Genomic DNA, 25281 nt, shown 5'->3' on the forward strand with positions numbered 1-25281 from the left:
GACCCGCATCAGCGGGTCGCGAGGCTGTCGTGATTGTCGGCCCGCGGCGTCTTCTCGCCGGCATGCACCGAAACCCCGTGAAGTTCCTTGTTGCGCGCGACGATCTCGGCGGTCGGCGGATACTGCGTCTTGCTCGTCGGCACCACGCCGTCGTGCTGCGCCTGCTTCAGTTCGTTGATGACTTCGGTGCGGGTCTTGCCCTGCGTTTGCGTTTGCGCGAACGCGGCTTGCGTGGTGATGCCGAGCGAAAGCGTGGCGGTGATGAACAAGGTCGCGAGTTTTGCCGTTTTCATGGAGTTCTCCGTGATGAGGCCGCCGGGTGGCGATCCATGAATCCAGTATGCGAAAACAGCCGGGCGTGACCGTGATCGCAAGATGAAAAATGCGTCAGATTGCGTGATGGCGTGTGTGACGCAATCGTCATGTTCGGATCATGCATGCGACGGGATCAAAGCGGAACATGCAGTCAACCAGCGGCGGACATGTCGGGCGCATTTCAACCGATATGCGATCCGGCCGCTGGCATGCGCATCGTTCGCTGCGAGCCGTCTCGACAGCGGACGGTCCCGTCACGACACTTCCGTCCGTTCGCCAAGTGAATCGCCTCTCTGCCCGCTCGTCGCTCCTCGTCCCGCTTCTCGTCCTGCTTCTCGCAGGCTGCGCGTCCGTGCGCCCAGGCACCGGATCGGCCACATCGACAGGCGCGGCAAAAGCAAGGCCTGGTGCCGCGGAGCCGATGCCCGGCGAGCAGATCGATTACGCGGGGCACCGCTGCGGCAATCCGAACCTGTACGTGAAGACGCATCCGTGCCTGTTCCAGCAGCGCAACGTCGCGCCCTGAATGTCGTGGCCGCGGCCTCGGTCGCGTGAAAGGCCATGAAAAAAAGGAAGAACACGATAAAGTCGATGAAGAACGCGACGGTCGCGAACGGCGTCTCTACCGCTTCGTGTGCTTCGACCGGCAGGGGGCTCGGCAGTCGAGCGTGCTTGCAGCGGGCACCGCAATGCACGGCGGTTTCGTGCCGGGCGTTGCCCGGCATCAACCGGGATTGCACACGTTGAAGGCGTTCCAGGGACAGGATATTTGAAAGCGGGCGTATCGGCACGCCCGCTCCGGGTCACAGCTGCGCGAGCGCCTGGTCGAGATCGGCGAGCAGGTCGTCGATATGCTCGATGCCGATCGACAGCCGCACGGTTTCCTCCTTCACGCCGGCCTTCGCGAGTTCGGCCGGCGACAGTTGCCGGTGCGTCGTCGAGGCCGGATGCGTCGCGAGCGACTTCGTGTCGCCGATGTTGACGAGCCGCGTGAACAGCTTCAGCGCGTCCTGGAACTTCGCGCCGCCGTCACGGCCGCCCTTCACGCCGAACGTCAGGATGCCCGGCGCACGGCCCGACAGGTAGCGCGCGACGAGCGGATGATCCGGGTGATCGGGCAGCCCTGCGTAGTTCACCCATTCGACGTGTTCATGGCGCGCCAGATGCTGCGCGATCTTCAATGCGTTGTCGCTGATGCGTTCGACGCGCAGCGCGAGCGTCTCGATGCCCTGCAGGATCTGGAACGCGTTGAACGGCGAGATCGCCGCGCCCATGTTGCGCAGCGGCACGACGCGCGCACGGCCGATATAGGCGGCCGGCCCGAATGCTTCGGTGTACACAACGCCGTGATAGCTGACGTCGGGTTCGTTGAGCCGCTTGAAGCGGTCCGCATGCTGCGTCCACGGGAACTTGCCCGAATCGATGATCGCGCCGCCGAGGCTCGTGCCGTGGCCGCCGAGATACTTCGTCAGCGAGTGCACGACGATGTCCGCGCCGTGCTCGAACGGGCGCAGCAGGTAGGGCGACGGCACCGTGTTGTCGACGATCAGCGGGATCCCGTGGCGATGCGCGATGGCGGCGAGCGCGGCGATGTCGGTCACGTTGCCGAGCGGGTTGCCGACCGATTCCGCGAAGATCGCCTTCGTGCGTGCGTCGATCAGCGGCTCGAACGATGCGGGATCGCGCGGATCGGCGAAGCGCGTCGTGATCCCGTATTGCGGCAGCGTATGCGCGAACAGGTTGTAGGTGCCGCCGTACAGCGAACTGGCGGACACGATGTTGTCGCCGGCTTCGGCGATCGTCTGGATCGCATACGTGACGGCCGCCTGGCCCGACGCCAGCGCGAGCGCGCCGATGCCGCCCTCGAGCGCGGCGATCCGCTGCTCGAGCACGTCCGTCGTCGGGTTCATGATGCGCGTGTAGATGTTGCCCTGCACCTTCAGGTCGAACAGGTCCGCGCCGTGCTGCGTGTCGTCGAATGCGTACGCAACGGTCTGGTAGATCGGCACCGCGACCGCGCGCGTGGTCGGGTCGGGGCGATAGCCGCCGTGCACGGCGATGGTTTCGAGGCGCCAGTTCGAAGAGGCCTGATCGGTCATGGGTGCTCCGTGTGTTGTTGTGATGGTCGGCCGATTATAGGAGCGTGTGCGCCGCTTTCTTTAGAACGAATGGTTTGTTGCTTATGGGGGCGCCGCGCATAGCATGCGTTTGTCTGCAGATGAAGGGTGCGCGAAGGACCGCCTCGCGCGGCTCGTCGCCGAGCCGAATCTCGTGACGACGGCGGTGCAGACGGTCGGGCTGAAGGGCTGGGACGGGTTCTCGATCTCGGGCGTCGGCGCGTGAGCAAGCCGACGCCGGTGCATCAGCGCGGGGTGTCGATCGAACCGGCCGTGCGATACAGCCGCGGCCACTGATCCAGGAACAGACCGTTGCAGGCGCCGTGCATCGCGACGTCAGTCAGCACGAAGCGCCGGCCGTCGAACACCCACGACGCGCTCGACCCGCAATCGCCGGCGCCGCGCACGCGGTCGAGGCTCGACAGCATCGCATGCGCGGGATCGTAGCTTGCTTCGGTCAGCTGGTTCGCGAACGACGCCGGATCGAGCCCCGCGCTCGCGTGCTCGCCGAAATCCAGCGGCGTCGGCGCGTACGGCGCGCTGCGATGCACGCGATACCACAGGTCCGTATGGTTGTAGGCGCTGCTCGTCTGGCACGGAATCGACACGATCGCGTCGGTGGCCGAGATCGCGATGGCCGATGCCGTTTTGCGGCGGTCCTGCGTCGACATTTCGTCGCCGGCATCGGCCGCGCAACGCTTCACGGCGCCGCTGAACTTGTCGAATACCGCATCGACGAGCGGACGTTGTTCGGCGGGCGTGAGGTCGGCCACGCGCGGCGCGGGAACGGGCGCGGGCGGCAACGCCGGCGCGGCGGGCACCGACGACGCGGGCCGCGTGCCCTTGCGCAGCAGCGCGGTGACCGTGCCGATGCGGCCCTGCGTGTCGTCGATCAGCAGCAGCGCGGCATTGAGGCCCGACAACGAGACGCGCGGTGTCTGTGCGGCGGCCGGGTCGCCAAAGCTGACACTCTGCGCGTTGTGCGACATGGTCAGCCATGTGTCGACCGTCGTCGGATCGCCGGTGCGGATGCGGAACGGATAGACGTCGTCACCTGCGTTGCCGGTCCTGGCGACGGCGTGCCACTCGGCCGGCACCGCGTCGAACGGCTGGCCGTCCGCGCGCGCGGTGCGCAGGTCCAGCGGCGCCGACGCGAAGATTTCCAGCGACGGCCGCGCATCGGGGCCGGCATCGCGCGTGAGCCGCACGATCATGCTGGTGCGCGTGTCGTCGATGTCGTCGTTGCCGCCTTCGGCGACGCAGCGGTTCGCGTTGTCGCAAACGACCGACCAGTTCTTGAAGTCGCGCGCGACCGAACGTTGCGCGGGATCGCGCGCGGCGGCGGAGAGCGACGCGGTGAGCAGGGTGACGGCGACGGCAAGCGGGAGATGACGAAACATGACGGTTCGTATCGGTGATGACGGGGCGAAGGGCGGATGTCCGGTTGCAAGCGCATCGTAAGCGCGCGATGCGGATCGAGCGCGGCCGGACAGCATCGAGTATACCGCCGCTATCGTGACGATTCGTGTGACGATGGTCGAATGCAGGCCGATACGGAAACGGCGCGATGCCTGAAGGCAGCGCGCCGTTCGGTCGTCAGCGAGCGTCGATGGCTCGACTACGCGATGCCCGCTATCCTTTCACGCACACCACCTGGCGCAGCGTGTGCACCACTTCGACGAGGCTGCGCTGCGCCGCCATCACCGCATCGATGTCCTTGTAGGCCATCGGGATCTCGTCGACGACGCCCGCGTCCTTCCGGCATTCGACGCCGCGCGTCGCTCGCACCTGGTCGTCGACCGTGAAGCGACGCTTCGCCTCGGTCCGGCTCATCGAGCGGCCGGCGCCGTGGCTGCACGAACAGAAGCTCTCCGGATTGCCGAGCCCGCGCACGATGAAGCTCTTCGCGCCCATCGAGCCCGGAATGATCCCGAGCTGCCCCTTCTGCGCGGACACCGCGCCCTTGCGGGTCACGAGCACGTCCTCGCCGAAATGGCGTTCGCGCTGCACGTAGTTGTGGTGGCAGTTCACCGCGTGCTCGTCGACCGCGAACGGCTTCGCGATCGCGCCGCGCGCCGCGCCGATCACCGCGTCCATCATCGCCTGCCGGTTGCGGCGCGCGTAGTCCTGCGCCCAGCCGACCGCTTCGACGTAATCGTCGAAGTGCCGGTTGCCCTCGGTGAAATACGCGAGGTTGCGATCCGGCAGGTTCGCGATGTGCTGCCGCATGTCGGCCTGCGCGAGTTCGATGAACAGGCTGCCGATCGCGTTGCCGACGCCACGCGAGCCGCTGTGCAGCATGAACCACACGCGATCGGCTTCGTCGATGCACACCTCGATGAAGTGGTTGCCCGTGCCGAGCGTGCCCAGATGCGCGTAGTGGTTCGTCTTTTCCAGCTTCGGATACTTGTCGACGATCCGCTGAAAACCCGGCAGCAGCGATTTCCACGACTCGGTCACGGCGGCCGGTGTGCGATCGCCCCATGCGCCCGGATCGCGACGGCCCGGCACCCGGCCGTGCGGCACCGCGCGTTCGATCGCGCCGCGCAGCCCGCCGAGCGAGTCCGGCAGGTCCGCTGCCTTGAGCGTCGTGCGCGCGGCCATCATTCCGCAGCCGATGTCGACGCCGACCGCGGCCGGGATGATCGCGCCCTTCGTCGGAATCACGCTGCCGATCGTCGAACCCTTGCCGAGGTGGACGTCCGGCATCACCGCGACGTGCCTGAAGATGAACGGCATCTGCGCGGTGTTGCGCAATTGCGTTAGCGCGTCGTCCTCGACCGCGACGCCTTGCGTCCACATTTTCACCGGCTTGCCGTTCGCCAGTTCCATCAACTGAAAATCGTCGTCAGTCATTTGCTTCACCTTCGCTCGCTCCCTCGTTCGGCGCGGTCTTTTGACTGCATGGTGCGTTCATCCATTGTTGTCCTTTTCTTCGACGGCCGCCGGGTGACAGGCATCGTCCGAATCGGGGTGCGACGCGATCGCGTTCAGGCGGTATGGGCAGGCGCTCGGCGCGCCGTCGTCATGCAGACGCAGTGCCCGCCGCTCACGCGCGGCAGATCGCGATGATCTCCGCGCTGGCCGCGTCGTCGAACGGCGCGCCTTGCCAGTCGCCGCACCAGTCGACCGATGAGAAACCGGCGGCCGCGACCTGCACCTGCAGGTCGTGCTGCGCGATGAAGCGCAGCCGGCTCGCGTTCGTTACCCGCGTATCGCCACGGTGAAAACGGTAGATCGTGTCGAACGACACGATCGGTCCGTCGACCGCGGTCACTGCATGGTGCAGCTCGACGATGCCGAATTCGGGCGAATCGATGCGGGATGTGGACGCCTGCGGCGTCCAGCCAAGCCACGGCTCGACACGCGGGTTGCGGGTCTCGAACAGGAAGCGGCCGTCGTCGGCCAGCACGCGCCGCACGCCGCGCAGCGTCGCGTCGATGGCCGCGTCGGTCAGCAGGCATTGGAACGCGTGCCCGGTCATCACGACGACATCGAACGGCGAGCCGGGCGGCAGGCCGTCGAGATCGCACGCGAGCCAGCGCACCGCCCCGGCGCCTGGCTGGCGTCGCGCATGGTCGATCATCGCGGGTGCCGGATCGATCGCGACGACGTCGTGCCCGGCCGCCGCGAGCCGGCGCGCGAACGTGCCGGTGCCGCAGCCGAGATCGAGGATCCGTTGCCGCGTGGCGCCAATGCGCGATGCGTAGAACGTGAAGTCGCGATTACCCGCGTTGAAGCGATCGTAGACCGCGACGAGACGCGGATCGGTATAGAGGATTTCCCCGGCGGTCGCCGCGTCGGACGTCATGCGAAACGCGCACGTCAGCGCTGTTGTACCGCGACGCGCACCCCGAGCGCGATGAAGATCGAGCCGATGATCTTCCCCTGCCAGCGCGTGAGCCACGCGAGCCGCTTCACGAGACGGCCGAGCGGGCGGATCGAGCACGCGATCAACGTCGTGTAGAGCGAGCTGAGCACGACGAAGATCAGCCCGAGCACCGCGAACTGCACGAACGACGAGCCGCGTTCCGGATGCACGAACTGCGGCATGAACGCGAGGAAGAACAGCGCGGTCTTCGGGTTCAGCACTTCGGCGGGAATCGCCTGCAGGTACGCCTTCAGCGGCGTGACGGGCGACACCTTCGGCAGCGATGGATCGGATGGCCGGTCGAGCAGCGCGCGCACGCCGAGGTAGATCAGGTACGCGGCGCCGACCAGCTTCACGACGTTGAACGCGAGTGCCGACGTCATCAGCAGCGCCGACAGCCCGACCGCTGCGAACAACGTATGCACGAAGTCGCCGCTCGCGACGCCGAGCCCGGTCAGGATGCCGGTCTTGCGGCCGCCCTGCACGGTGCGGCTCAGCACGAGCAGCACGGCGGGGCCGGGGATCAGGAACAGACCCAGTACGACGGCGGTGAAGGTGGTCAGCGTGGTCAGGTCGAACATGGCGGCTCCGGCAAGATGGGCGCGGCGGCGGGGGATCGACGCATTGTATTCGGTTCGGCGCGCGGCTGCCGACGCAGGCCAGGATCCGCGCAGCCGCGCCGGGGGCCTTTCTGGTGTAAGCGCGAAAGGCCGCACGGGCACGCCGCCCGGCCCGCGTCACCCGCCCAGCTCCCCCGCCAGAAAATCCACGAACGCCCGGATCCGCGCGGACATCTGATGCCGCTGCGCATACACCGCGTAGATATCCGCGCTCGGCGTCTCATAGTCGGGCAGCACGACGACGAGGCGCCCGTCGGCCAGATAGTCGCGGATATCCCACTCGGCACGCATCAGGATCCCGTGCCCGTCGAGCGCCCACTTCACCGCGATCTCGCCGTCGTTCGTCGTCAGGTTGCCGTTGATGCGCACGGCTTCCGTATTGCGCGCCGCACCGCGTCCGCTCGTCAGCCGCCAGATCCCGTAGCCTTCGTCGCCCTGCCGGATGCCGATGCAGTTGTGCCGCGTCAGCTCGTGCGGCGTGCCCGGCGTCCCGTGCCGCGCGAGATACGCGGGCGCCGCGCACAGCAGCCGGCGGTTCGGCGCGAGCCGCCGCGCGACGACGCGCGTATCGGGCGGCTCGCCGAAGCGGATGCACACGTCGAACGCGTCGTCGGTGAGCGGCGGCGGCATCACCGACAGCTGCAACTGCACCGACACCTCCGGAAAGCGCGCGACGAAGCGCGAGATCGCCGGACCGACGTGGCTGCGCCCGAAGCCGAGCGTCGCGTTCACGCGCAGCAACCCCTTCGGGCGCTGCTTCGCGCTGCCGAGCAGTTCGCCCAGCTCGTCCATCTGATCGAGGATCCGGCGGGCGTAGTCGAGGTACACATCGCCTTCCGGCGTCAGCATCATGCGCCGCGTCGTGCGGTTGACGAGCGTCACGCCCGCACGCCGCTCCATTTGCGTGAGCCGCTTGCTGACGGCCGCCGCGGTCAGCCCGAGTTCGCGCGCGGCCGCGCTCAGGCTGCCCGACGCCGCCAGCGTCGAGAAGAAGCCGAGATCGGCCGGCTGGACGGTATCCGCCATGACGGGATTCGTGAATTGAAGTTAAAGGTGCTTTGAGTCTAGCACCGGTTCCCGCACTTCAGGTTCGGTAAAGTGCCTTCACGCTTACGATCAATCGAGGATGTCAGCATGAAGACCTACCGTATCGCGACCATTCCCGGCGACGGCATCGGCAAGGAGGTGGTGCCGGCCGGCAAGCAGGTGCTGGAAGCGCTGGCCCGCGGCAGCGACCGCTTTGAGTTCGAGTTCGAGGATTTCGACTGGGGCGCCGATTACTACCGCCGGCACGGCGCGATGATGCCGGCCGACGGCCTCGACGCGCTGCGCGGCAAGGACGCGATCCTGTTCGGCTCGGCGGGCGACCCCGACGTACCCGACCACGTGACGCTGTGGGGCCTGCGCCTGAAGATCTGCCAGGGCTTCGACCAGTATGCGAACGTGCGCCCGACGCGCATCCTGCCGGGCATCGACGCGCCGCTGAAGCGCTGCGGGCCGGACGACCTGAACTGGGTGATCGTGCGTGAGAACTCGGAGGGCGAATACGCGGGCGTCGGCGGCCGCGTGCACCAGGGGCATCCGATCGAGGCGGCGACCGACGTGTCGATCCTCACGCGCGCCGGCGTCGAACGCATCATGCGCTTCGCGTTCCGGCTCGCGCAGTCGCGACCGCGCAAGCTGCTGACCGTCATCACGAAGAGCAACGCGCAGCGTCACGCGATGGTGATGTGGGACGAGATCGCGAGGCAGGTCGCGCAGGAATTCCCCGACGTCACGTGGGACAAGGAACTCGTCGATGCCGCGACCGCGCGCATGGTGAACCGCCCGGCGTCGCTCGACACGATCGTGGCGACCAACCTGCACGCGGACATCCTCAGCGATCTTGCCGCCGCGCTGGCCGGCAGCCTCGGCATCGCGCCGACCGGCAACATCGATCCCGACCGCCGCTATCCGTCGATGTTCGAGCCGATCCACGGTTCCGCATTCGACATCATGGGCAAGGGCCTCGCGAATCCGGTCGGCACGTTCTGGTCGGTCGTGATGCTGCTCGAGCATCTCGGCGAGACGGACGCGGCCGCGCGGGTGATGCAGGCGATCGAGGCCGTCACGGCCGACCCGTCGCTGCATACGCGTGACCTCGGCGGCAATGCGACGACCGCGCAGGTGACGGCCGCCGTCTGCGAGCGCGTCGCGAACGCGGCGGTCGCCGCCTGACGGCAACGGCAACGGCAACGGCAACGACGACGGTGACGGTGACGGTGACGGCCGCGCGCGCGCAACCGTTCGTCGTTGATTCACCGCCCCCGAATTTCCTGCCCGCGACTCGCGCATTCGACGCGAGCCTGGCGCCGGCGCACCTGCTTCGTCGTGGCGCCGGCCAGCACCCACCGGGCACGCGCGGACAGCGCGCGGCTCGACCTCGAAGGAGGAGACACATGCAAGCGGATCTGGAAACCCGTGTCGCGCGGAAACTGATGTGGCGCATCATTCCGTTCGTGATGCTGCTTTACTTCGTCAGCTTTCTCGATCGCGTCAACGTCGGCTTCGCCGCGATGACGATGAACAAGGCGATCGGCCTGTCGCCGACCGCGTTCGGATTCGGCGGCGGCCTGTTCTTCATCGGCTACTTTCTGTTCGAAGTGCCGAGCAACCTGATACTCCACCGCGTCGGTGCACGCATCTGGATCGCGCGCGTGATGGTCACGTGGGGCATCGTGTCGGCGGTGTCCGCGTTCGTGGCCGGCCCGACGAGCTTCTACGTGCTGCGCTTCCTGCTCGGCATGGCCGAAGCCGGTTTCTTCCCCGGCATCATCCTGTACCTGAGCCTGTGGTTTCCCGCGAAGCAGCGTGCGCTTGCCGCCGCGTGGTTCATGGCGGCCGCGCCGATCTCGACCGCGATCGGCTCGCCGCTGTCGGGCGCGATCATGCAGATGCCGCCGACGTTCGGGCTCGCCGACTGGCAGATGCTGTACATCGTCGAGGCGCTGCCGGCGGTCGCGCTCGGCTTCGTCGTGCTGAAGTGCCTGACCGATGCGCCGTCGAAGGCGGCGTGGCTGCAGCCGGACGAGCGCGACTGGCTGGTCGCGAAACTGAAGTCCGAGGCCGACGTCCGGCACACGCATGCCGGGCACACGGCCGGCGCGTGGCAGGCGCTGCGTGACCCGCGCGTGCTGGCGCTCGCGCTGATCTACTTCGGCACGTCGGCGGGGCTCTATACGCTCGGCCTGTGGGCGCCGCTGATGGTCAAGCAGTTCGGCTTCACCGCGTTGCAGACGGGCCTGCTGACCGGCATCCCGAGCATTGCCGCGGTCGTCGCGATGATCGGATGGGCGCGGCATTCGGATCGCACCGGCGAGCGCACCTGGCACGTCGTGATTCCGTGCGTGCTGGCCTGCATCGGTTTCGTGTTCGCGGGGCAGGCGAGCACCGCGCTCCTGACCGTGCTCGCGCTGGTCGTCGTCAACATCGGGATCAGCGCCGCGAAGGCGCCGCTGTGGGCGATGCCGAGCGCATTCCTGTCAGGCGCCGGCGCGGCGGCGGGGATCGCGATGATCAATTCGATCGGCAACCTCGGTGGGTTCGTCGGGCCGTTCGCGATCGGCTGGCTCAAGCACGTGACGGGCGGGTACGCGGCCGGGCTGTACGTGGTGGCGGGCACGCTCGCGGTGTCGGCGGTCGTCACGCTGATGCTGAGCCGCAGGGGCGCGCGCGAGCAGGTCGTGTCGGGTGTGCAGCATCATCATTGAAGGCGGCGTGCGATCTCCCGCGCACGCATCAGCCGACGCCTTCGACGTATCGATCACGCAATCGCTGAATGCGCGCGCCGCATATCCTTCTCGATACATCTCGGCGATACGTTGCCGCTCCCAGTCCGTCAACGCGCGCGTGCCGCGATCCGACGCCACGACTGCTTCGGGCGGCGCGAGCGTCACGACGAAGAGGCGCGCATCGGGCAACACGCGTGCGAGTGCGCGTCCGATCGTCGTCTTGCCGCTGTTGATCGGGCCGTTCACGTGGATGACGGTAAGCGTAGTCATGAGCCAATGCACGAATCGGACGATTCGCAGCTTGCCATGACTTGCGCGACGGTGCGGGGCCGTGAGTGCGGGACGGCGCGATGGATCTGCGAAAAGGAAAGGCGGAAGGGGGAGGGAAGCGGCAGGTCGCGTGCGTGAAACGACACGACACGCAGCCTGCCCGGCCGTGCCGCATGCGATGATGCGGCACGGCGTCGAGCGAAGCGACTTACTTGTTGTCGCTATCGCCCTTGATCTGCGGCAGCGCCGACGCCTCACCCGGCGTCAGCAGCCCGACTTGCGAATACACGCGCAGCTTGTCGCGCGTATCGGTGATGTCGAGGTTGCGCATCGTCAGCTGGCCGATCCGGTCGCGCGGCGAGAACGTCGACGCCACCTTCTCCATCGACAGGCGTTCCGGCTGGTACGTGAGATTCGGCGACTTCGTGCTCAGGATCGAGTAGTCGTTGCCGCGGCGCAGTTCGATCTTCACTTCGCCGGTGATCGCGCGTGCGACCCAGCGCTGGGCCGTTTCGCGCAGCATGATCGCCTGCGGGTCGAACCAGCGGCCCTGGTACAGCAGGCGGCCGAGACGGCGGCCGTTCTCGCGGTACTGCTCGATCGTGTCTTCGTTGTGGATGCCGGTGACGAGGCGCTCGTACGCGATGTACAGCAGCGCGAGGCCCGGGGCTTCATAGATGCCGCGGCTTTTCGCCTCGATGATGCGGTTCTCGATCTGGTCGCTCATGCCGAGGCCGTGGCGGCCGCCGATGCGGTTCGCTTCCAGCAGCAACTCGACCTGATCCTTGAACTCGACGCCGTTCAGCGCGACCGGCTGGCCGGCTTCGAAGCGCACCGTCACTTCTTCCGCGGCGATCTTCACGTCGTCGCGCCAGAACGCGACGCCCATGATCGGGTTCACGATCTTGATGCCGCTTTCGAGGCTTTCCAGATCCTTCGCCTCGTGCGTCGCGCCGAGCAGGTTCGAGTCGGTCGAATACGCCTTCTCGGCCGACATCTTGTATGCGAAGCCGGCCTGGTTCATGAATTCGGACATTTCGGCGCGGCCGCCGAGTTCGTCGATGAACGTCTGGTCGAGCCACGGCTTGTAGATCTTCAGATCCGGGTTCACGAGCAGGCCGTAGCGGTAGAAGCGCTCGATGTCGTTGCCCTTGTACGTGCTGCCGTCGCCCCAGATGTTGACGCCGTCTTCCTTCATCGCGGCGACGAGCATCGTGCCCGTCACGGCGCGGCCGATCGGCGTCGTGTTGAAGTACGTGACGCCGGCGGTCGTGATGTGGAACGCGCCGCTTTGCAGCGCGGCGATGCCTTCGGCGACGAGTTGCGCGCGGCAGTCGATCAGGCGGGCGCCGGCTGCGCCGTATTCGATCGCGCGTTTCGGGATCGCGTCGTAATCGTCTTCGTCGGGCTGGCCGAGGTTCGCCGTGTATGCGTACGGGACGGCGCCCTTCAGTTTCATCCAGTGCAGCGCGGCGCTGGTGTCCAGGCCGCCGGAGAAGGCGATACCGACCTTCTGGCCGGTCGGGAGGCTTTCGAGAATCGTGCTCATAGGAATTACCGTGGATTGAAGCCGGTGGGATCGTATTTCGCGGAATATGCGAGTATCGGCTGTCCGGGAAGTTGGGGCAAGACCTGATTTTCGCGCCAATACGTCTTCGCGCCTGTCGCGGCGGGCCTGGCGGGCGGTTAACCGGCCGGAGAATCCGCCGCGGACCGGCCCCGGACGGCGGTCGAAACCGGCGGGAACACGCCGGCGTGCAGGTCTGGTTGACGGGGCCGGATCGGTCGAGCGACGTGACCGCCGCTGTCAGGATGCCGGCTCGACGCCGCGAAAGGAACATGAAAGGCGACCCGGTATCGCCCGGAATCCATCGACTTTCAGATTCAGATATTCCACGCCTGCGCGGTATCGAGCAGTTTCTCGCGCAACTGATCCACTTCGCCGGCCAGCTTGGCCGTGATCGACTGATAGCCCGACAACTGCGGCGGCGGCGCATCGTGCGGCGGCTCGGCCGGCCGGCGGCGCGCCGCGAGCCGGCTCGGCGTGCCGAACTTGAGCGCGCGGCTCGCGCCGACGAGCGTGTCGCGGATGCGCCGGTTCACGGCCTTCATGTCGATTCGCATGTACTCGCGGGCGGCCAGGTCGTCGCGGGCCGGCACCGTGCTCGACAGGATTTCCAGGTAGCCGATGCACAGGCGCAGGCTGCGCTGGATCGCCTCGAGGTGCGTGACCGAGATCTCGCATTCCTTCGACACCGACGGCATCAGCGAGCGCAGCTGCACCAGCAGCGCGCTCAATGCGGCCATTTCCTTCAGGTGCGCGTCGTCGCTCACGTGGCGGTCGCCCGCGAGCCGCGCATGCACGGCCGCGCACGCGCGCAGCGCGTCGGCGAGCTTGTAGCGCCACGAGTAGGTCGCATACAGCGGCAGCGCGAACGAGAACGCCAGCGCGATCGCGATGCCGGCCAGCACGTTCACCGCGCGCCACAGGCCGTCGACGATCTCGTTGTCGCCGTGCCCGGCGACGATCACCATCGTGATCGCCGACAGCAGCGCGATGTAGCCGGCCTTGCCGATCGCGTGATACGCGCAGATTCCGCACGCGATCGCCATCAGCAGGTAGATCGCGAGCGGTGCGTGCAGGACGGAGTAGAGCAGGATCAGCCCGAGCCCCGCGAGCGCGCCGATCGACGTGCCGAGCGCGCGCTCGGCCGCCTTCTTGCGGATGTTGCCGTGGTGCTGCAGCCCGCCGACGACGATCAGCACGGTGATCGTCGACCATTCGCCGTGCGGCACGCGCAGGCCGGTCGACAAGCCGATCGATACGAGGATCGCGAGCGCGACGCGCGCCGCGTGAATCAGCTTCGCGTGGCGGTAGCGGCGGTATGGGTCCAGCAGGGGACGGAGCGCGTGGCGCAGGAGCGGCGGCAGTCGGGCAGGGAGCTGGGCGGTCATGACGGAACGGAGGTGGCCGGCGGGGTGGCCGGAATACGCGCGGGCGGCCCGCGCGGGCCGGCGCCGCGCCGCACGCGCAGCTGACGTAACGCTAGCCGAACGCGCGCGGGCTGTCCACGGCGAGGCTGCGCGGCCGGGCCGGCCAGTGCGTCACGCGTCGACCGCGCCCGCCTCGGCGTTCGACACGCGATTGCGGCCGCCGGACTTCGCGCGGTATAGCGCCTCGTCGGCCTGCCGCAGCAGCGTCGCGGCGTTGACGCGCCCGCCGGCGGCGGTCGCGGCGCCGATGCTCGCGGTCACGTGCCCGTACGGGCTGCGATCGTGTGCGATGTCGAGCCCGGCGATCGCGCGGCGGATGTTTTCGGCGACGGTCGCCGCGCCTCGCGCATCGGTGTCGGGCAGCGTGACGACGAATTCCTCGCCGCCGTAGCGCGCGACGTGGTCGCTGTCGCGGCGCAGGCAGCGCGACGCGGCTTGCGCGACGCGGCGCAGCACGTCGTCGCCGGCGAGGTGGCCGTAGTAGTCGTTGAACGCCTTGAAATGATCGACGTCGACGAACAGCACCGACAGCGGGCGGCCGCTGCGCGACGCGCGCTGCGCTTCCTTCGCGAGCACCGCGTCGAACGTGCCGCGGTTGTCGAGGCCCGTCAGCGAATCGGTGTACGCGAGCCGGTACAGCTTCGACTCGGCGATCTGCCGGCGCTTGAGTTCGCGCGACAGCGCGAGCGCGCCCCACGTGATGAACGCGGTAAACAGGCTCATCAGCACGGCGGTCCAGATCGTGCGATGGCGCCACGACGCGTAGATGTCGATCTCGGCGGGTGCGACGTCGACGACCAGCGGCAGATTCGCGAGATGCTTGTAAACATAGATGCGCCGCACGCCGTCGATCGCGCCGACGCCCGTCAACGCGCCTTCGTTGCTGCGCTGCGCCTCGATGAAGAGCGGGGTGTCGTGAAGGTCGCGGCCGACGACGCGCGCGTCGTACGGCAGGCGCGATACGAGCGCGCCGTTGTCCTCGACGATCGCCGCGCTGCCATGCTTGCCGACCGCGAGACCGTCGAGCAGCGCGCGGAAGTAGTCGATGTTGAGCGTGCCGACGACGATTCCGCCGAAGCGGCCGTCGGCCAGCGTGATCCGGCGGCTGAGCGCGATCGTCAGTGCGCCGCCGCGCAGCCGGGACGCATAGGGCCGGCTGATATAGAGGCCCTGCGCGAGCCGGTCGCGATGCACGGCGAAATAGTCGCGGTCGGCGAAATTGCCTTGTCGCGGCGGCGATTCGGCTGAATCGACCACGATATTGCCGTGCGGATCCATCACGAAAATGGCGCCGAGATACGCGCCGGTCGCGGCGCGGTCGAACAGCAGCCGGTGACGCTGGCGCGGCGGCAATGCCATCAGTTCCGGATCGGCGAGACCGTCGACGACGTTTTGCAGCGAAAGATCATACAGTTCGATATTGCGGGAAATATCGCGCTCGATCAGCAGCATCAGGTTGCGCGCGTTTTCGACCGCATGGCCATACGCATCGTGGCGTGCCTCGATTAACAGCGACGCCGAGAGCCCCCAGCTGAACAGCAACAGCACGACGCCCGCGACGAGTACGCCGCGGGGCGACAGAATGCGTGCCACGGCCGACGCGGTATGGTGGCGCAGCGCAGCGAGCAGCGGGTGTGGCTTCATCCTCGGGGCGGCGGGGCGGGGATATTCACGTCGTCGACGGCTCCGACGCGCTGATTATTTCGAATTGATCCGTATTATCTCGCGAATTCCCGAATTTGGCCGCGACATGCAAACCCGAGTGCGCCTACGGCGATTCGGAATGGTTACGCCTCGTTACCGTATATGTTCGATTTGATTTGAATCAATTACGGGGCGTCTTTTGTCTGATTATTACAGCATATGGCGATCGATCTGTTGTTTTAAAGCGGCATTGCCGGAACGATCGCGCATTGGCGATCCGGGTATTCGCGGAATAACCGCTCCGCGTGCATGGCTTTGGGGTGCCGTGCACGGCCGCGTCGGCCTGTCGCTGCACCGAGCCGCATCCAACTTGTTGATTCTGCGGGGTCCGCCCGTGTTGGCACGGGCGTTCGGACCCGAGCTGTCGCCGCGACGAATCAGGTAGAATCCGCGCTTCGCCGCAGGCGCCCGGCGCGCAACGCGTATCGGGGTCGCATCGAATGCATCGCAGCAGGCGGCGCGGCGCGCCCCGATCCCGCATGCGCCGGCTCCGGATGCCGGCCCGCTCAACGTTCGTCTCGTTTATGTCCGCAATTCCGAATTCCGACCCACCCGGTTCGTCCGCGAACCCACCCAAGCTTCATCGCGCGCTGAAGGCGCGCCATCTGACGATGATCGCCATCGGCGGCTCGATCGGCACGGGCCTGTTCGTCGCGTCCGGCGCGTCGATTTCGCAGGCCGGCCCCGGCGGCGCGATGGTCGCGTACATGCTGATCGGCCTGATGGTCTACTTCCTGATGACGAGCCTCGGCGAAATGGCCGCGTTCATGCCGGTGTCGGGCTCGTTCGCGACCTACGGCGCGAAATACGTCGACGAAGGCTTCGGCTTCGCGCTCGGCTGGAACTACTGGTACAACTGGGCCGTGACGATCGCGGTGGAACTCGTCGCCGCGCAGCTCGTGATGCACTACTGGTTCCCGGACGTGCCGGGCGTCTGGTGGAGCGCCGCGTTCCTCGGCGTGATGTTCCTGCTCAACGTGCTGACCGTGCGCGGCTTCGGCGAGGCCGAATACTGGTTCGCGCTGATCAAGGTCGTCACCGTGGTCGCGTTCATCGGCGTCGGCCTGCTGATGATCTTCGGCATTCTGAAGGGCGCGCCGGGCAACGGCTGGGGCAACCTGACGATCGGCGACGCGCCGTTCGCGGGCGGCCTGCCGGCGCTGATGGGCGTCGCGATGATCGCGGGCTTCTCGTTCCAGGGCACCGAGTTGATCGGCGTCGCGGCCGGCGAATCGGAGAATCCGCGCACGACGATCCCGCGCGCGGTGCGTCAGGTGTTCTGGCGGATCCTGCTGTTCTACGTGCTGGCGATCTTCGTGATCGGCGTGCTGATTCCCTATACCGACCCGAACCTGCTGAAGAGCGACGTGACCGACATCGGCGTGAGCCCGTTCACGCTCGTGTTCCGCCACGCGGGCCTCGCGTTCGCGGCCGGCGTGATGAACGCGGTGATCCTGACCGCCGTGCTGTCGGCCGGCAACTCGGGCATGTACGCGTCGACGCGGATGCTCTACAACCTCGCGACGGAAGGCCGCGCGCCGAAGCTGTTCGCGAAGCTGTCGCCGGGCGGCGTGCCGCGCAATGCGCTGTACGCGACGACGGCCGTCGGCGCGCTGTGCTTCTTCACGTCGCTGTACGGCGACAAGACGGTGTACCTGTGGCTGCTGAACACGTCGGGCATGACCGGCTTCATCGCGTGGCTCGGCATCGCGATCAGCCACTACCGGTTCCGCAAGGGCTACGTGAAGCAGGGCTACACGCTCGACCAGCTGCCGTACCAGTCGAAGTGGTTCCCGTTCGGCCCGATCTTCGCGTTCGTACTGTGTCTGGTGATCGCGCTCGGCCAGGACTATCAGGCGTTCCTCGCGAACCGGATCGACTGGGCGGGCGTGGCCGCGACCTACGTCGGCATTCCGCTGTTCCTCGTCGTGTGGCTCGGCTACCGGCTTCTGAACAGGAGCCGCCTGGTGCGCTACGAGGACATGGAGATCGCACCGTGGATGGCCGCGAACCGCGGCGCGCAGGCGCTGCGCGTGGAGAACCGCGAAACCGCGAGCTGATGCCGGTGCGGCGAGCCGCCGCGCGGCTGCGCAACGAAACGGGAAGCCGCGCGCTTCCCGTTTTTTTTGTCCGCTTTCCCCTGCACGGGGTCAAAGCCGGTTATATTTCCCGACCCTACCGGGCCACGGCCCGGCCGGCGCGACGAGCGCGGCGCGGATCGGGCATCCGGCGCGCGCTTCTTGCGGCGGCCGGCGGCGCCCGGCGTTTCCATCGTTCCGCCGGGGCCGGCACGGCCCGCGGAGCGCGCAATCCAGAGGAATCCATGAGCGCATCACCCGCCGAGCGGAAGGCCGGACCCGTTTCCATCGTGCGAATCGAAGCCGCGATCAATGCGTGGCGCGAAGTGTATCCGCCGGCGCCGGACGGCGAGGACGGCTACGCGCTCGATGCTGGCAGCAACTGCCTGGCCGAGCTGTACGGCGCGATGATCTGCTATCGGCTGCCGGACGTGCCGCTCGACTCGCTGAGCGACGCGCAGCGCGATGCGCTGTACGCGACCGAGGCGTGACGCGCGGTCGGGACGCTGCGGCGACGCGGCGTCGATGAAGCAACGGGAAGCCTGGCGGCTTCCCGTTTTGCTTTGCGCGGCGCCCGGCGCGAAGGCGGGCGCGATGCTGCTCGCGCCGGTATCGGCGCGGGCTGAGGTATCGTCATGGCATCAGGGGCAGGCGATCACGGGGCGACCAGCGTGGGCGACCGGCGCGGGATGTGTCCACGCGGGGCCGAATGAACGTCCGTGGCCTGTCCGGGAGGATTCGAACATGGAGTTGAGACACCTCCGCTACTTCGTCGCGGTTGCCGAGGAGCGGAATTTCACGCGCGCGGCCGAGCGCCTGCACATCGCGCAGCCGCCGCTCAGCCGGCAGATCCAGCAGCTCGAGGAGGCGCTCGGCGTGCCGCTGTTCGAGCGCAACGCGCGGCCGCTGAAGCTGACCGACGCGGGGCGGTTCTTCTATTCGCACGCGGTGCAGCTGCTCGCGCAGACGACCGAGCTCGAATCGATGACGAAGCGGGTCGGCAAGATCGAGCGCAGCATGTCGGTCGGGTTCGTCGGCTCGACGCTGTACGGGATGCTGCCGAAGATCATCCGGCGCTTTCGCAGCGAGTATCCGGCCGTCGAGCTGAGCCTGCACGAGATGTCGACGATGGACCAGATCAAGGCGCTGAAGGAAGGGCGCATCGACGTCGGGTTCGGACGCATCCGTCACGAGGATCCGAGCGTGCGGCGCGTCGTGCTGCGCGAGGAGCGGATGATCGTCGCGCTGCCGGTCGGTCATGTGCTCGACGGCGCGAAGCCCGTGCTGTCGCTGCACGATCTCGTGAACGAGACGCTGATCATCTTCCCGAAGGCGCCGCGGCCGAGCTATGCGGACCAGGTGCTCGCGGCATTCCACGACCGCGCGCTGCAGCCGCGGCGCATCTACGAGACGCGCGAACTGCAGATCGCGCTCGGGCTCGTCGCGATGGGCGAGGGCGTGTCGGTCGTGCCGCACAGCGTGTACGGCCTGAAGCGCGACGACATCAGCTACAAGCCGCTCGACGATCCGAATCTCGTGTCGCCGATCATCATGAGCATGCGGATGCTCGACGAATCGGAGGACATCCGCGCGATGCAGGCGCTGATCTACCGGCTGTACGACGAGTCGCAGATGGAGTATCTGCCGCCGCAGCCCGAATGAGCGTGCGGGCGGCGGGGGCTGGCTTGACGCGGCGCGCGTCGCCGGGCCACCATCGTCGGCATTCGATGCGGCACGCCCGCGTGCGGCCGCCTTCATGCAGACGATACACACATGACTGAAATCGTGACCGAGGAAACCTGGATCGAGACGCCGCAAGGGCGTCTCTTCGCGAAGCGCTGGCGCGGCGTGCCCGCGCAGGCAACGCCCGCGCCTGCGCCGGCGGCAGCTATGCAGGCCGCAGCTACGCCGGCCGCAGCTACGCCGGCCGCGCCTATGCCGGCCGCGCCGATCGTGCTGCTGCACGATTCGCTCGGCTGCGTCGAATTATGGCGCGACTTCCCCGCGCGGCTCGCGCGCGCCACCCGGCGCGACGTGATCGCATACGACCGGCTGGGCTTCGGCCGGTCCGATCGCCATCCGGGACAACTCGGCACGACGTTCGTGCGCGACGAGGCCGATCATGGCTTCCACGCGCTGCTCGAATGGTTCGGGATCGATGCGTTCGTGGCGTTCGGGCACAGCGTCGGCGGCGGCATGGCCGTCGGATGCGCGGCCGCATATCCCGCGCGTTGCCGCGCGCTGGTGACGGTCGCCGCGCAGGCGTTCGTCGAGGATCGCACCCTCGACGGCATTCGCGCTGCGGGGCGGCAGTTCGACGCGCCCGGCCAGCTCGACCGGCTCGTGCGCTATCACGGCGACAAGGCCGAATGGGTGCTGCGTGCGTGGGTCGACACGTGGCTGTCGCCGGCGTTTCGCGGCTGGAGTCTCGACGACGAACTGCCGCGCGTGCGCTGCGCGACGCTCGCGATTCACGGCGAGCAGGACGAATACGGGTCGGACGTGCATCCGAAGCGGATCGCCGCACGCGTCGCGGGGCCGTCGTCGTTCCTGCTGCTCGACGGATGCGGACACATGCCGCATCGCGAGCGGACCGACAGCGTACTCGCGGCCGTGGCGACGCTCCTGCGCGACACGCTCGGCTGAACGTCCGAGCGCGGAAGTGCGATATGACCGGCGGGCCGAACCCGCCGGCGCTCACGCTCAGAACGACAGCTGGATCGCGAGATCGATCGCGAGCAGCGCGATCGAGCAGCCGATGCCGAGGACCACGTTCGGCAGGCGATGTTCGAAATCGCGATGATCGCGACGCATCGCGGCGCCGAGCAGGAAGATCGCCTCGACGACGATCTGCAGCCCGACGAACAGCAGCATCAGCAAATACTCGTAACCCATCTGCTTGAACGCGGCGAATTGCATCCCGTGATCGCGGATCCATTGGCCGACGCGCAGCAGTTCGTATACGAACAACAACGCGGGAAACAGGTAGCTGATGAAATACGTCGGCGCGGTGGCGTGCCGTAGTTCGAGGTGGAAGTGCTGATGCGTGGTAGCCATCACGAAGCCCTCCTTGCAACGCATGATTGCGGTCGCGACGGCGGCGCGACGACGTGCGGACTAGGGGATTGCCCGAGGCATCGTGCGGGGCCGTACGACACCAGCATACTGCTGCGCGGAACATTTGGCATCCCGTCCGTGCATTCGTTGTAAAAATCCCTGCGCATCGCGCGATGTTTTCTGCGGTCCTCGCTCGCGGTGCCGGGCAGCAGCCATTCCGGATGCTGTTCCAGATCGCCGGCCAGCGCGCGCGGCGCGCTCGACGTGCGCGTGAATTGCGTCAGCGCGCGGCGCGCGTTCGATGCGCACGCACCTTCCTGCCCGAGCGTCGCCGGCGTCGAAGCGCCGCGCGCCGGCGGCCAGACCGTCGAGGAAGCCATGAAGCGCACGTTCGTTGCGTGCGGCGTGGCGGTCGCCCGCTTCGATCGCCCGCTGCGCGCGGTCATGCTCGGCCGGCTCTGAGCGCCTGGCGGGCCGCAGCGGCTGCTTACGGCTTCGCTTGCGCGCCTTCGACGAACAGCTTCGCGATCGACTGGAATTCCCGCTTCAGCGACAACCCCGGCACGGTCAGCCAGCGCAGCATCGCCGCCAGATACAGGTGATGGAACCACGCGGCGAGCTGGTCGGCCGCCAGCGCGGGGTTCAGTTCGCCGGTCTGCTGGCCGGCCGCGATCAACTGCTGCCACACGCGCGCGATGTCGCTGCCGTTTTCCTTCCCGCCCTCCGCTTCCGCCGCGCCGATGCTCAGGAACCGATGCCGCAGGTAGGCGAGCAGGTACCGCGGATGCTGCTCGCACCATGCGGCCGATGCATCGAGCACGCACGCGATTCGCGACGCGAAGGTCTTCCGTCGCGCGACGTCGCGCTGCAGATGCGCGAGATCGCGCGCGAGTTCACCGTCGAGCCAGTGCGCGAGCACGGCTTCCTTCGTCGGAAAGTGGTTGTACAGCGTACGCTTCGCGACGTCGGCGCGCGCGGCGATCTGCTCCATCGTCACGGCGTCGTAGCCGTGCGCATCGAACAGGCGTGCGCCGGTGGCGGCGAGATGCGCGAGCATCTGGATGCGCTTGCGCGCGCGGCGGCCCGGATCGTCGGTCGTCATCGGCATGGCTCGGTATCGACGGAAAGTGTACGAATTACATTAGTATACGACGTGCATTTTTCTGAATCCACTCGCCTGCATCGCGCACGAGGAGTCACGCATGAAGTTCGTCATTGCCACCTACGGCACCGAAGGCGACACGCGCCCGCTCGCGGCGCTCGGTCGTGCGCTGCGGGATGCCGGCCACGAGGTCCGGTTGCTGGCTGACTCGGCGACGCTCGGCTCGGCCGCCGCGCTCGGCGTGCCGTCCGCGCCGTTGTCTGGCGATATCCGAGCGGCGATCGCGCCGGATGGCGCATGGTCCGACGCGGTGCGCGGGCGCGGCGGCTTCAACGACACGTCGAAGGCGCTCGCGGCGATCGCGAATGCGAACACGGCGGCATGGACGCGCGAAGTCGCCGACGCGTCCGCCGGTTGCGATGCGATCCTCGTGTCGGGGCTTGCATCGTTCGTCGGGTTGTCGGTCGCCGAATATCGCGGCGTGCCGGCGATCGGCACGGGGATGATCCCGATCACGCCGACCGCGGCGTTTGCGTCGCCGTTCCTGCCGCCCGGCAAGGTGCCGCGCTGGCTGAATCGCGCCAGCCACCGGTTCGTGAACGCTCTGCTGTGGCACGCGTTCAGGAACGCGACCAATGCGGCGCGCGCCAGCGTGTGCGGGCTGCCGTCGCGCCGGCGCGTGTGGACCGATCATCCGATGCTGTACGGCGTGTCGCCGGCACTGCTGTCCGACCCGGCCGACTGGCCGGCGAACGTGCTGGCGTGTGGACAGTGGCGCGTCGATGCGACGGCGTGGACGCCGCCGCCCGCGCTGTCGGCGTTTCTCGAAGCGGGCGATCCGCCCGTGTATATCGGTTTCGGCAGCATGGCCGGGTTCGACCGGGCAGCGATGGCCGGTGCGCTGGACCAGGCGCTCGACGGCCGGCGCGCGCTGTTCCATCCGGGCTGGAGCGGCATCGATGCATCGATGCTGCCGCAGAACGTGTGCGTGATCGGCGAGACGCCGCACGACCGGTTGTTTCCGCATGTCGCGATGGCGATTCACCACGGCGGATCGGGCACCACGCATTCGGCCGCGCGCGCGGGCATTCCGTCGGTCGTCGTGCCGTTCGCGGGCGATCAGTTCTTCTGGGCGAACCGGCTGCAACGGCTCGGTGTGGCCGATGCGCCGGTGGCCGGGCGGCGCGTGGAGGCCGCTGCGCTCGCACGCGCGATCGCGTTCGCGGCACGTGCCGATACGCAAGCGCGCGCCGCCGAACTCGGTGCGCGAATCGCGCGGGAGAATGGCTTGCCGCGGGCGGTCGACGCGATCGTGCGCTGGGGGCGCTCCGGCGCGCGCTGACGCGCCGCGCGTCAGAAATGCCCGGTGAACCGGTAGCGGCTGCCCGGGTGCCACAGGTTGGCGACCGCCGCGACCATCCCTTGCGACCACGTGCGCCGATGCAGCAGCAGGCAGGGCTCGCGTTCGTCCATCGTCAGGTGGCGGCGCGTCGGCACATCGGGCATCGCGGCCTCGATCCGGTACTCGACCCGCTGCAGCGGCGCGACGCGCGTCAGGTACTGGTTCGGCGTCGTCGTCGTGAAGTCCTGCAATGCGTATTCAGGCGCGCAGGCCGGGTTGACCCAGCGCTCCTCGAGCTGCACGGGCGTGTCGTTCTCGAAGTGCAGCACGCGCGAATGGAAGATCGGGCTGCCGGTGTCGAGCTGCAGTTCGTCGGCGAGCTTCGCGTCGGCGACGGCCGCGCCGACCTCCAGCACCTGCGCACGATACGCATGGCCGCGCGCGGCGACTTCATCCGAGATGCTGCGGATCGCGACCAGCGTCGATTCGTATTTCGGCGACGCGACATACGTGCCGGAGCCGCGCGTGCGCGTGAGCACCTGTTCTGCCGTCAGCTCGCGCAGCGCGCGGTTGACCGTCATCCGCGCGACGTTGAATTCGCGCGCGAGCTCGTTCTCCGACGGCACCTGGTCGCCTTCCGCCCATTCGCCCGCATGAATGCGCGCGAGGATGAAGTCCTTGATTTCCTGATAGATCGGTGTGGTCATTGCATTGCTGTTCAAGAGACGGCGGCCGCGTGCCGTCGCAGTCGGCGTTCGTGCGGTGTCCGGGCGGAGTGTACCGGGTTCGACGCCGAACGGGCCGGACTGCGGACCGGTGATTCGGGTTATCCCGGCCTGCATTCCGGACTGTGGATCGCGGGCCCGCCACGCCGCACGGACCGCGGCCGCCGTGCCGACGCCTGCGGCAAACGCAAAAGTATAGACAAATGCAAGCGTGATTTCGGCGCGCCAGGCTCGTTCTGAAAGCTGGATATCAGCTGCATGTAATGCGTAGTGAATTGAAATATAAGGGATATTCGCTCACGGAATCAATCAGCCGACAATTAGAGATAAACACGGATTGCTGGTAGTGACCTGGAAAAGGCAAAGTTGTATGTACAACTTGGGAAGTCGCCAGACGGGCGGCTTTCGGGTTGGAAGGGTTCGCGGCGGCGCCGCCCGACGGGACCCGTGCCCAGTTTGCCTATGACAGGAACGCCATGAAGAAACTCGCGCTCAGTATTGCCCTTGCCTGCATCGCGGTCGGTGCCCATGCCAAGGATTGGTCGACGATCCGGTTCGGTGTCGACGCCAGCTATCCGCCGTTCGAATCGAAGGACGCGAGCGGCAAGGTCGTCGGTTTCGACGTCGATCTCGGCAACGAGATCTGCGCGCGCCTGAAGGCGAAATGCGTGTGGATCGAGAACGACTTCGACGGGATGATCCCGGCGCTGAAGGCGAAGAAGTTCGACGGCGTGCTGTCGTCGATGTCGATGACGCCGGCGCGCGCCGAGCAGATCGCGTTCTCCGACAAGCTGTTCAACACGCCGACGCGCCTCGTCGCGAAGAAGGGCACCGGCCTGCAGCCGACGGCCGAATCGCTGAAGGGCAAGTCGGTCGGTGTCGAGCAGGGCACGATCCAGGAAACCTACGCGAAGGCCTACTGGGCGCCGAAGGGCGTGCAGGTCGTGCCTTACCAGAACCAGGACGGCGTGTACCAGGACCTGATGTCCGGCCGCCTCGACGCCGCGCTGCAGGATGCGGTGCAGGCCGACCTCGGCTTCCTGAAGACGCCGCGCGGCGCGAACTTCGAATTCGCCGGCAAGGACATCGACGATCCGAAGACGCTCGGCAACGGTGCCGGCATCGGGCTGCGCAAGGACGACGCCGACCTGAAGGCGAAGATCGACCATGCGATCGCCGACATCATCAAGGACGGCACGTACAAGAAGCTCGAGAAGAAGTACTTCGCCTTCGACGTCTACGGCGGCTGACCGTCCGTGCGGCGCGCATCGGCTGTGGTGCGCGCCGCGTCTGTTGCCGGGTGCAGCCCGCTTCGC

Annotated in this window: 23 protein-coding genes and 2 pseudogenes; 10 read left to right on the top strand and 15 right to left on the bottom strand. The window is 67.5% G+C overall.

Going from position 1 to position 25281, the window contains the following annotated elements; translation table 11 throughout:
* Positions 1 to 8 precede the first annotated feature (8 nt).
* Complete coding sequence (locus DIE06_RS01120) at positions 9 to 293, bottom strand: DUF4148 domain-containing protein (protein WP_124659776.1); 285 nt, start codon at positions 291 to 293, stop codon at positions 9 to 11.
* Between the two features lie 573 nt (positions 294 to 866).
* On the opposite strand from DIE06_RS01120, the gene DIE06_RS01130 reads away from it, so the two are divergent.
* Positions 867 to 1088, top strand: coding sequence for a hypothetical protein (locus DIE06_RS01130; RefSeq protein WP_124659777.1), 222 nt, complete (start codon positions 867 to 869; stop codon positions 1086 to 1088).
* A 30-nt stretch (positions 1089 to 1118) separates the two neighbouring features.
* On the opposite strand, the gene DIE06_RS01135 is transcribed toward DIE06_RS01130, so the two are convergent.
* Complete coding sequence (locus DIE06_RS01135) at positions 1119 to 2414, bottom strand: O-acetylhomoserine aminocarboxypropyltransferase/cysteine synthase family protein (RefSeq protein WP_124659778.1); 1296 nt, start codon at positions 2412 to 2414, stop codon at positions 1119 to 1121.
* Positions 2415 to 2559: 145 nt separating this feature from the next.
* Between DIE06_RS01135 and DIE06_RS01140 the strand changes: the two are divergent.
* Positions 2560 to 2658, top strand: a pseudogene (locus DIE06_RS01140) (methyltransferase); the annotation flags it as partial.
* 19 nt (positions 2659 to 2677) lie between these two features.
* On the opposite strand, the gene DIE06_RS01145 reads toward DIE06_RS01140, so the two are convergent.
* The 5 genes from DIE06_RS01145 to DIE06_RS01165 form a co-directional block, all read right to left on the bottom strand.
* On the bottom strand, positions 2678 to 3832 hold the full coding sequence (locus DIE06_RS01145; RefSeq protein ID WP_124659779.1) for a DUF1176 domain-containing protein: 1155 nt from the start codon (positions 3830 to 3832) through the stop codon (positions 2678 to 2680).
* Between the two features lie 232 nt (positions 3833 to 4064).
* Positions 4065 to 5288, bottom strand: a complete 1224-nt coding sequence (locus tag DIE06_RS01150; protein ID WP_124659780.1) for an RtcB family protein — start codon at positions 5286 to 5288, stop codon at positions 4065 to 4067.
* 193 nt (positions 5289 to 5481) lie between these two features.
* Positions 5482 to 6243, bottom strand: coding sequence for a bifunctional 2-polyprenyl-6-hydroxyphenol methylase/3-demethylubiquinol 3-O-methyltransferase UbiG (locus tag DIE06_RS01155; protein WP_124659781.1), 762 nt, complete (start codon positions 6241 to 6243; stop codon positions 5482 to 5484).
* A 14-nt stretch (positions 6244 to 6257) separates the two neighbouring features.
* Complete coding sequence (locus DIE06_RS01160; RefSeq protein WP_124659782.1) at positions 6258 to 6884, bottom strand: LysE family translocator; 627 nt, start codon at positions 6882 to 6884, stop codon at positions 6258 to 6260.
* Positions 6885 to 7040: 156 nt separating this feature from the next.
* Positions 7041 to 7949: a LysR substrate-binding domain-containing protein gene (locus tag DIE06_RS01165; protein WP_124659783.1), complete on the bottom strand. Its 909-nt coding sequence runs from the start codon at positions 7947 to 7949 to the stop codon at positions 7041 to 7043.
* A gap of 108 nt (positions 7950 to 8057) precedes the next feature.
* Here DIE06_RS01165 and DIE06_RS01170 point away from each other — a divergent pair, with 108 nt between their 5' ends.
* Both DIE06_RS01170 and DIE06_RS01175 read left to right on the top strand, forming a co-directional pair.
* Positions 8058 to 9140: a tartrate dehydrogenase gene (locus DIE06_RS01170; RefSeq protein WP_124659784.1), complete on the top strand. Its 1083-nt coding sequence runs from the start codon at positions 8058 to 8060 to the stop codon at positions 9138 to 9140.
* A 221-nt stretch (positions 9141 to 9361) separates the two neighbouring features.
* Complete coding sequence (locus DIE06_RS01175; protein WP_124659785.1) at positions 9362 to 10672, top strand: MFS transporter; 1311 nt, start codon at positions 9362 to 9364, stop codon at positions 10670 to 10672.
* Between the two features lie 18 nt (positions 10673 to 10690).
* Here DIE06_RS01175 and DIE06_RS39410 read toward each other — a convergent pair.
* The 4 genes and pseudogenes from DIE06_RS39410 to DIE06_RS01195 all read right to left on the bottom strand — a co-directional run.
* Positions 10691 to 10963: pseudogene (locus tag DIE06_RS39410) on the bottom strand (hypothetical protein); the annotation flags it as partial.
* 208 nt (positions 10964 to 11171) lie between these two features.
* Positions 11172 to 12512: an argininosuccinate synthase gene (gene argG / locus DIE06_RS01185; RefSeq protein WP_124659786.1), complete on the bottom strand. Its 1341-nt coding sequence runs from the start codon at positions 12510 to 12512 to the stop codon at positions 11172 to 11174.
* 335 nt (positions 12513 to 12847) lie between these two features.
* Positions 12848 to 13918 carry an FUSC family protein gene (locus DIE06_RS01190; RefSeq protein WP_124659787.1) on the bottom strand — a complete coding sequence of 357 codons (1071 nt, stop codon included), beginning with the start codon at positions 13916 to 13918 and terminating at the stop codon, positions 12848 to 12850.
* A 150-nt stretch (positions 13919 to 14068) separates the two neighbouring features.
* Positions 14069 to 15601: a diguanylate cyclase gene (locus tag DIE06_RS01195; protein ID WP_124659788.1), complete on the bottom strand. Its 1533-nt coding sequence runs from the start codon at positions 15599 to 15601 to the stop codon at positions 14069 to 14071.
* Positions 15602 to 16185: 584 nt separating this feature from the next.
* Here DIE06_RS01195 and DIE06_RS01200 point away from each other — a divergent pair.
* The 4 genes from DIE06_RS01200 (at position 16186) to DIE06_RS01215 (ending at position 20385) form a co-directional block, all read left to right on the top strand.
* The gene (locus DIE06_RS01200) at positions 16186 to 17721 is read left to right on the top strand and encodes an amino acid permease (protein WP_124659789.1); all 1536 of its coding nucleotides are present in this window, start codon (positions 16186 to 16188) and stop codon (positions 17719 to 17721) included.
* A gap of 263 nt (positions 17722 to 17984) precedes the next feature.
* On the top strand, positions 17985 to 18230 hold the full coding sequence (locus tag DIE06_RS01205) for a DUF3717 domain-containing protein (protein ID WP_006761486.1): 246 nt from the start codon (positions 17985 to 17987) through the stop codon (positions 18228 to 18230).
* Between the two features lie 253 nt (positions 18231 to 18483).
* A complete protein-coding gene (locus tag DIE06_RS01210) occupies positions 18484 to 19401 on the top strand; it encodes a LysR family transcriptional regulator (RefSeq protein WP_124611154.1) in 918 nt (305 codons plus the stop codon).
* A gap of 111 nt (positions 19402 to 19512) precedes the next feature.
* The gene (locus tag DIE06_RS01215) at positions 19513 to 20385 is read left to right on the top strand and encodes an alpha/beta fold hydrolase (protein WP_124659790.1); all 873 of its coding nucleotides are present in this window, start codon (positions 19513 to 19515) and stop codon (positions 20383 to 20385) included.
* A gap of 57 nt (positions 20386 to 20442) precedes the next feature.
* Here DIE06_RS01215 and DIE06_RS01220 read toward each other — a convergent pair whose 3' ends face one another.
* Genes DIE06_RS01220 through DIE06_RS01230 form a run of 3 tightly spaced genes read right to left on the bottom strand, consistent with a single transcriptional unit; the run spans position 20443 to position 21904 of the window.
* Positions 20443 to 20796, bottom strand: coding sequence for a hypothetical protein (locus DIE06_RS01220; protein ID WP_057925770.1), 354 nt, complete (start codon positions 20794 to 20796; stop codon positions 20443 to 20445).
* A complete protein-coding gene (locus DIE06_RS01225; protein WP_124659791.1) occupies positions 20796 to 21242 on the bottom strand; it encodes a hypothetical protein in 447 nt (148 codons plus the stop codon). Before DIE06_RS01225 ends, DIE06_RS01220 begins: the two co-directional genes overlap by 1 nt.
* A gap of 41 nt (positions 21243 to 21283) precedes the next feature.
* A complete protein-coding gene (locus tag DIE06_RS01230; protein ID WP_124659792.1) occupies positions 21284 to 21904 on the bottom strand; it encodes a TetR/AcrR family transcriptional regulator in 621 nt (206 codons plus the stop codon).
* A gap of 94 nt (positions 21905 to 21998) precedes the next feature.
* Between DIE06_RS01230 and DIE06_RS01235 the strand changes: the two genes are divergently transcribed.
* Complete coding sequence (locus tag DIE06_RS01235; protein WP_124659793.1) at positions 21999 to 23240, top strand: glycosyltransferase; 1242 nt, start codon at positions 21999 to 22001, stop codon at positions 23238 to 23240.
* Between the two features lie 11 nt (positions 23241 to 23251).
* Here DIE06_RS01235 and hutC read toward each other — a convergent pair whose 3' ends face one another.
* Positions 23252 to 23947: a histidine utilization repressor gene (gene hutC, locus DIE06_RS01240; RefSeq protein WP_124659794.1), complete on the bottom strand. Its 696-nt coding sequence runs from the start codon at positions 23945 to 23947 to the stop codon at positions 23252 to 23254.
* 494 nt (positions 23948 to 24441) lie between these two features.
* Between hutC and DIE06_RS01245 the strand changes: the two genes are divergently transcribed.
* The gene (locus tag DIE06_RS01245; protein ID WP_124659795.1) at positions 24442 to 25215 is read left to right on the top strand and encodes an ABC transporter substrate-binding protein; all 774 of its coding nucleotides are present in this window, start codon (positions 24442 to 24444) and stop codon (positions 25213 to 25215) included.
* The last annotated feature ends 66 nt before the right edge of the window (positions 25216 to 25281 follow it).

It is taken from the genome of Burkholderia sp. Bp8998, from assembly GCF_003854235.1.
GTDB lineage: Bacteria > Pseudomonadota > Gammaproteobacteria > Burkholderiales > Burkholderiaceae > Burkholderia.

Bases quoted from the DNA above. Each gene is read 5' to 3' on its own strand.
- DIE06_RS01120 (WP_124659776.1), bottom strand. From the start codon at position 293: ATGAAAACGGCAAAACTCGCGACCTTGTTCATCACCGCCACGCTTTCG.
- DIE06_RS01245 (WP_124659795.1), top strand. From the start codon at position 24,442: ATGAAGAAACTCGCGCTCAGTATTGCCCTTGCCTGCATCGCGGTCGGT.
- DIE06_RS01145 (WP_124659779.1), bottom strand. From the start codon at position 3,832: ATGTTTCGTCATCTCCCGCTTGCCGTCGCCGTCACCCTGCTCACCGCG.
- DIE06_RS01235 (WP_124659793.1), top strand. From the start codon at position 21,999: ATGAAGTTCGTCATTGCCACCTACGGCACCGAAGGCGACACGCGCCCG.
- hutC (WP_124659794.1), bottom strand. From the start codon at position 23,947: ATGACCACACCGATCTATCAGGAAATCAAGGACTTCATCCTCGCGCGC.
- DIE06_RS01155 (WP_124659781.1), bottom strand. From the start codon at position 6,243: ATGACGTCCGACGCGGCGACCGCCGGGGAAATCCTCTATACCGATCCG.
- DIE06_RS01175 (WP_124659785.1), top strand. From the start codon at position 9,362: ATGCAAGCGGATCTGGAAACCCGTGTCGCGCGGAAACTGATGTGGCGC.
- DIE06_RS01200 (WP_124659789.1), top strand. From the start codon at position 16,186: ATGTCCGCAATTCCGAATTCCGACCCACCCGGTTCGTCCGCGAACCCA.
- DIE06_RS01225 (WP_124659791.1), bottom strand. From the start codon at position 21,242: ATGACCGCGCGCAGCGGGCGATCGAAGCGGGCGACCGCCACGCCGCAC.
- DIE06_RS01135 (WP_124659778.1), bottom strand. From the start codon at position 2,414: ATGACCGATCAGGCCTCTTCGAACTGGCGCCTCGAAACCATCGCCGTG.
- DIE06_RS01210 (WP_124611154.1), top strand. From the start codon at position 18,484: ATGGAGTTGAGACACCTCCGCTACTTCGTCGCGGTTGCCGAGGAGCGG.
- DIE06_RS01150 (WP_124659780.1), bottom strand. From the start codon at position 5,288: ATGACTGACGACGATTTTCAGTTGATGGAACTGGCGAACGGCAAGCCG.
- DIE06_RS01205 (WP_006761486.1), top strand. From the start codon at position 17,985: ATGAGCGCATCACCCGCCGAGCGGAAGGCCGGACCCGTTTCCATCGTG.
- DIE06_RS01230 (WP_124659792.1), bottom strand. From the start codon at position 21,904: ATGCCGATGACGACCGACGATCCGGGCCGCCGCGCGCGCAAGCGCATC.
- DIE06_RS01160 (WP_124659782.1), bottom strand. From the start codon at position 6,884: ATGTTCGACCTGACCACGCTGACCACCTTCACCGCCGTCGTACTGGGT.
- DIE06_RS01215 (WP_124659790.1), top strand. From the start codon at position 19,513: ATGACTGAAATCGTGACCGAGGAAACCTGGATCGAGACGCCGCAAGGG.
- DIE06_RS01170 (WP_124659784.1), top strand. From the start codon at position 8,058: ATGAAGACCTACCGTATCGCGACCATTCCCGGCGACGGCATCGGCAAG.
- DIE06_RS01195 (WP_124659788.1), bottom strand. From the start codon at position 15,601: ATGAAGCCACACCCGCTGCTCGCTGCGCTGCGCCACCATACCGCGTCG.
- argG (WP_124659786.1), bottom strand. From the start codon at position 12,512: ATGAGCACGATTCTCGAAAGCCTCCCGACCGGCCAGAAGGTCGGTATC.
- DIE06_RS01220 (WP_057925770.1), bottom strand. From the start codon at position 20,796: ATGGCTACCACGCATCAGCACTTCCACCTCGAACTACGGCACGCCACC.
- DIE06_RS01165 (WP_124659783.1), bottom strand. From the start codon at position 7,949: ATGGCGGATACCGTCCAGCCGGCCGATCTCGGCTTCTTCTCGACGCTG.
- DIE06_RS01190 (WP_124659787.1), bottom strand. From the start codon at position 13,918: ATGACCGCCCAGCTCCCTGCCCGACTGCCGCCGCTCCTGCGCCACGCG.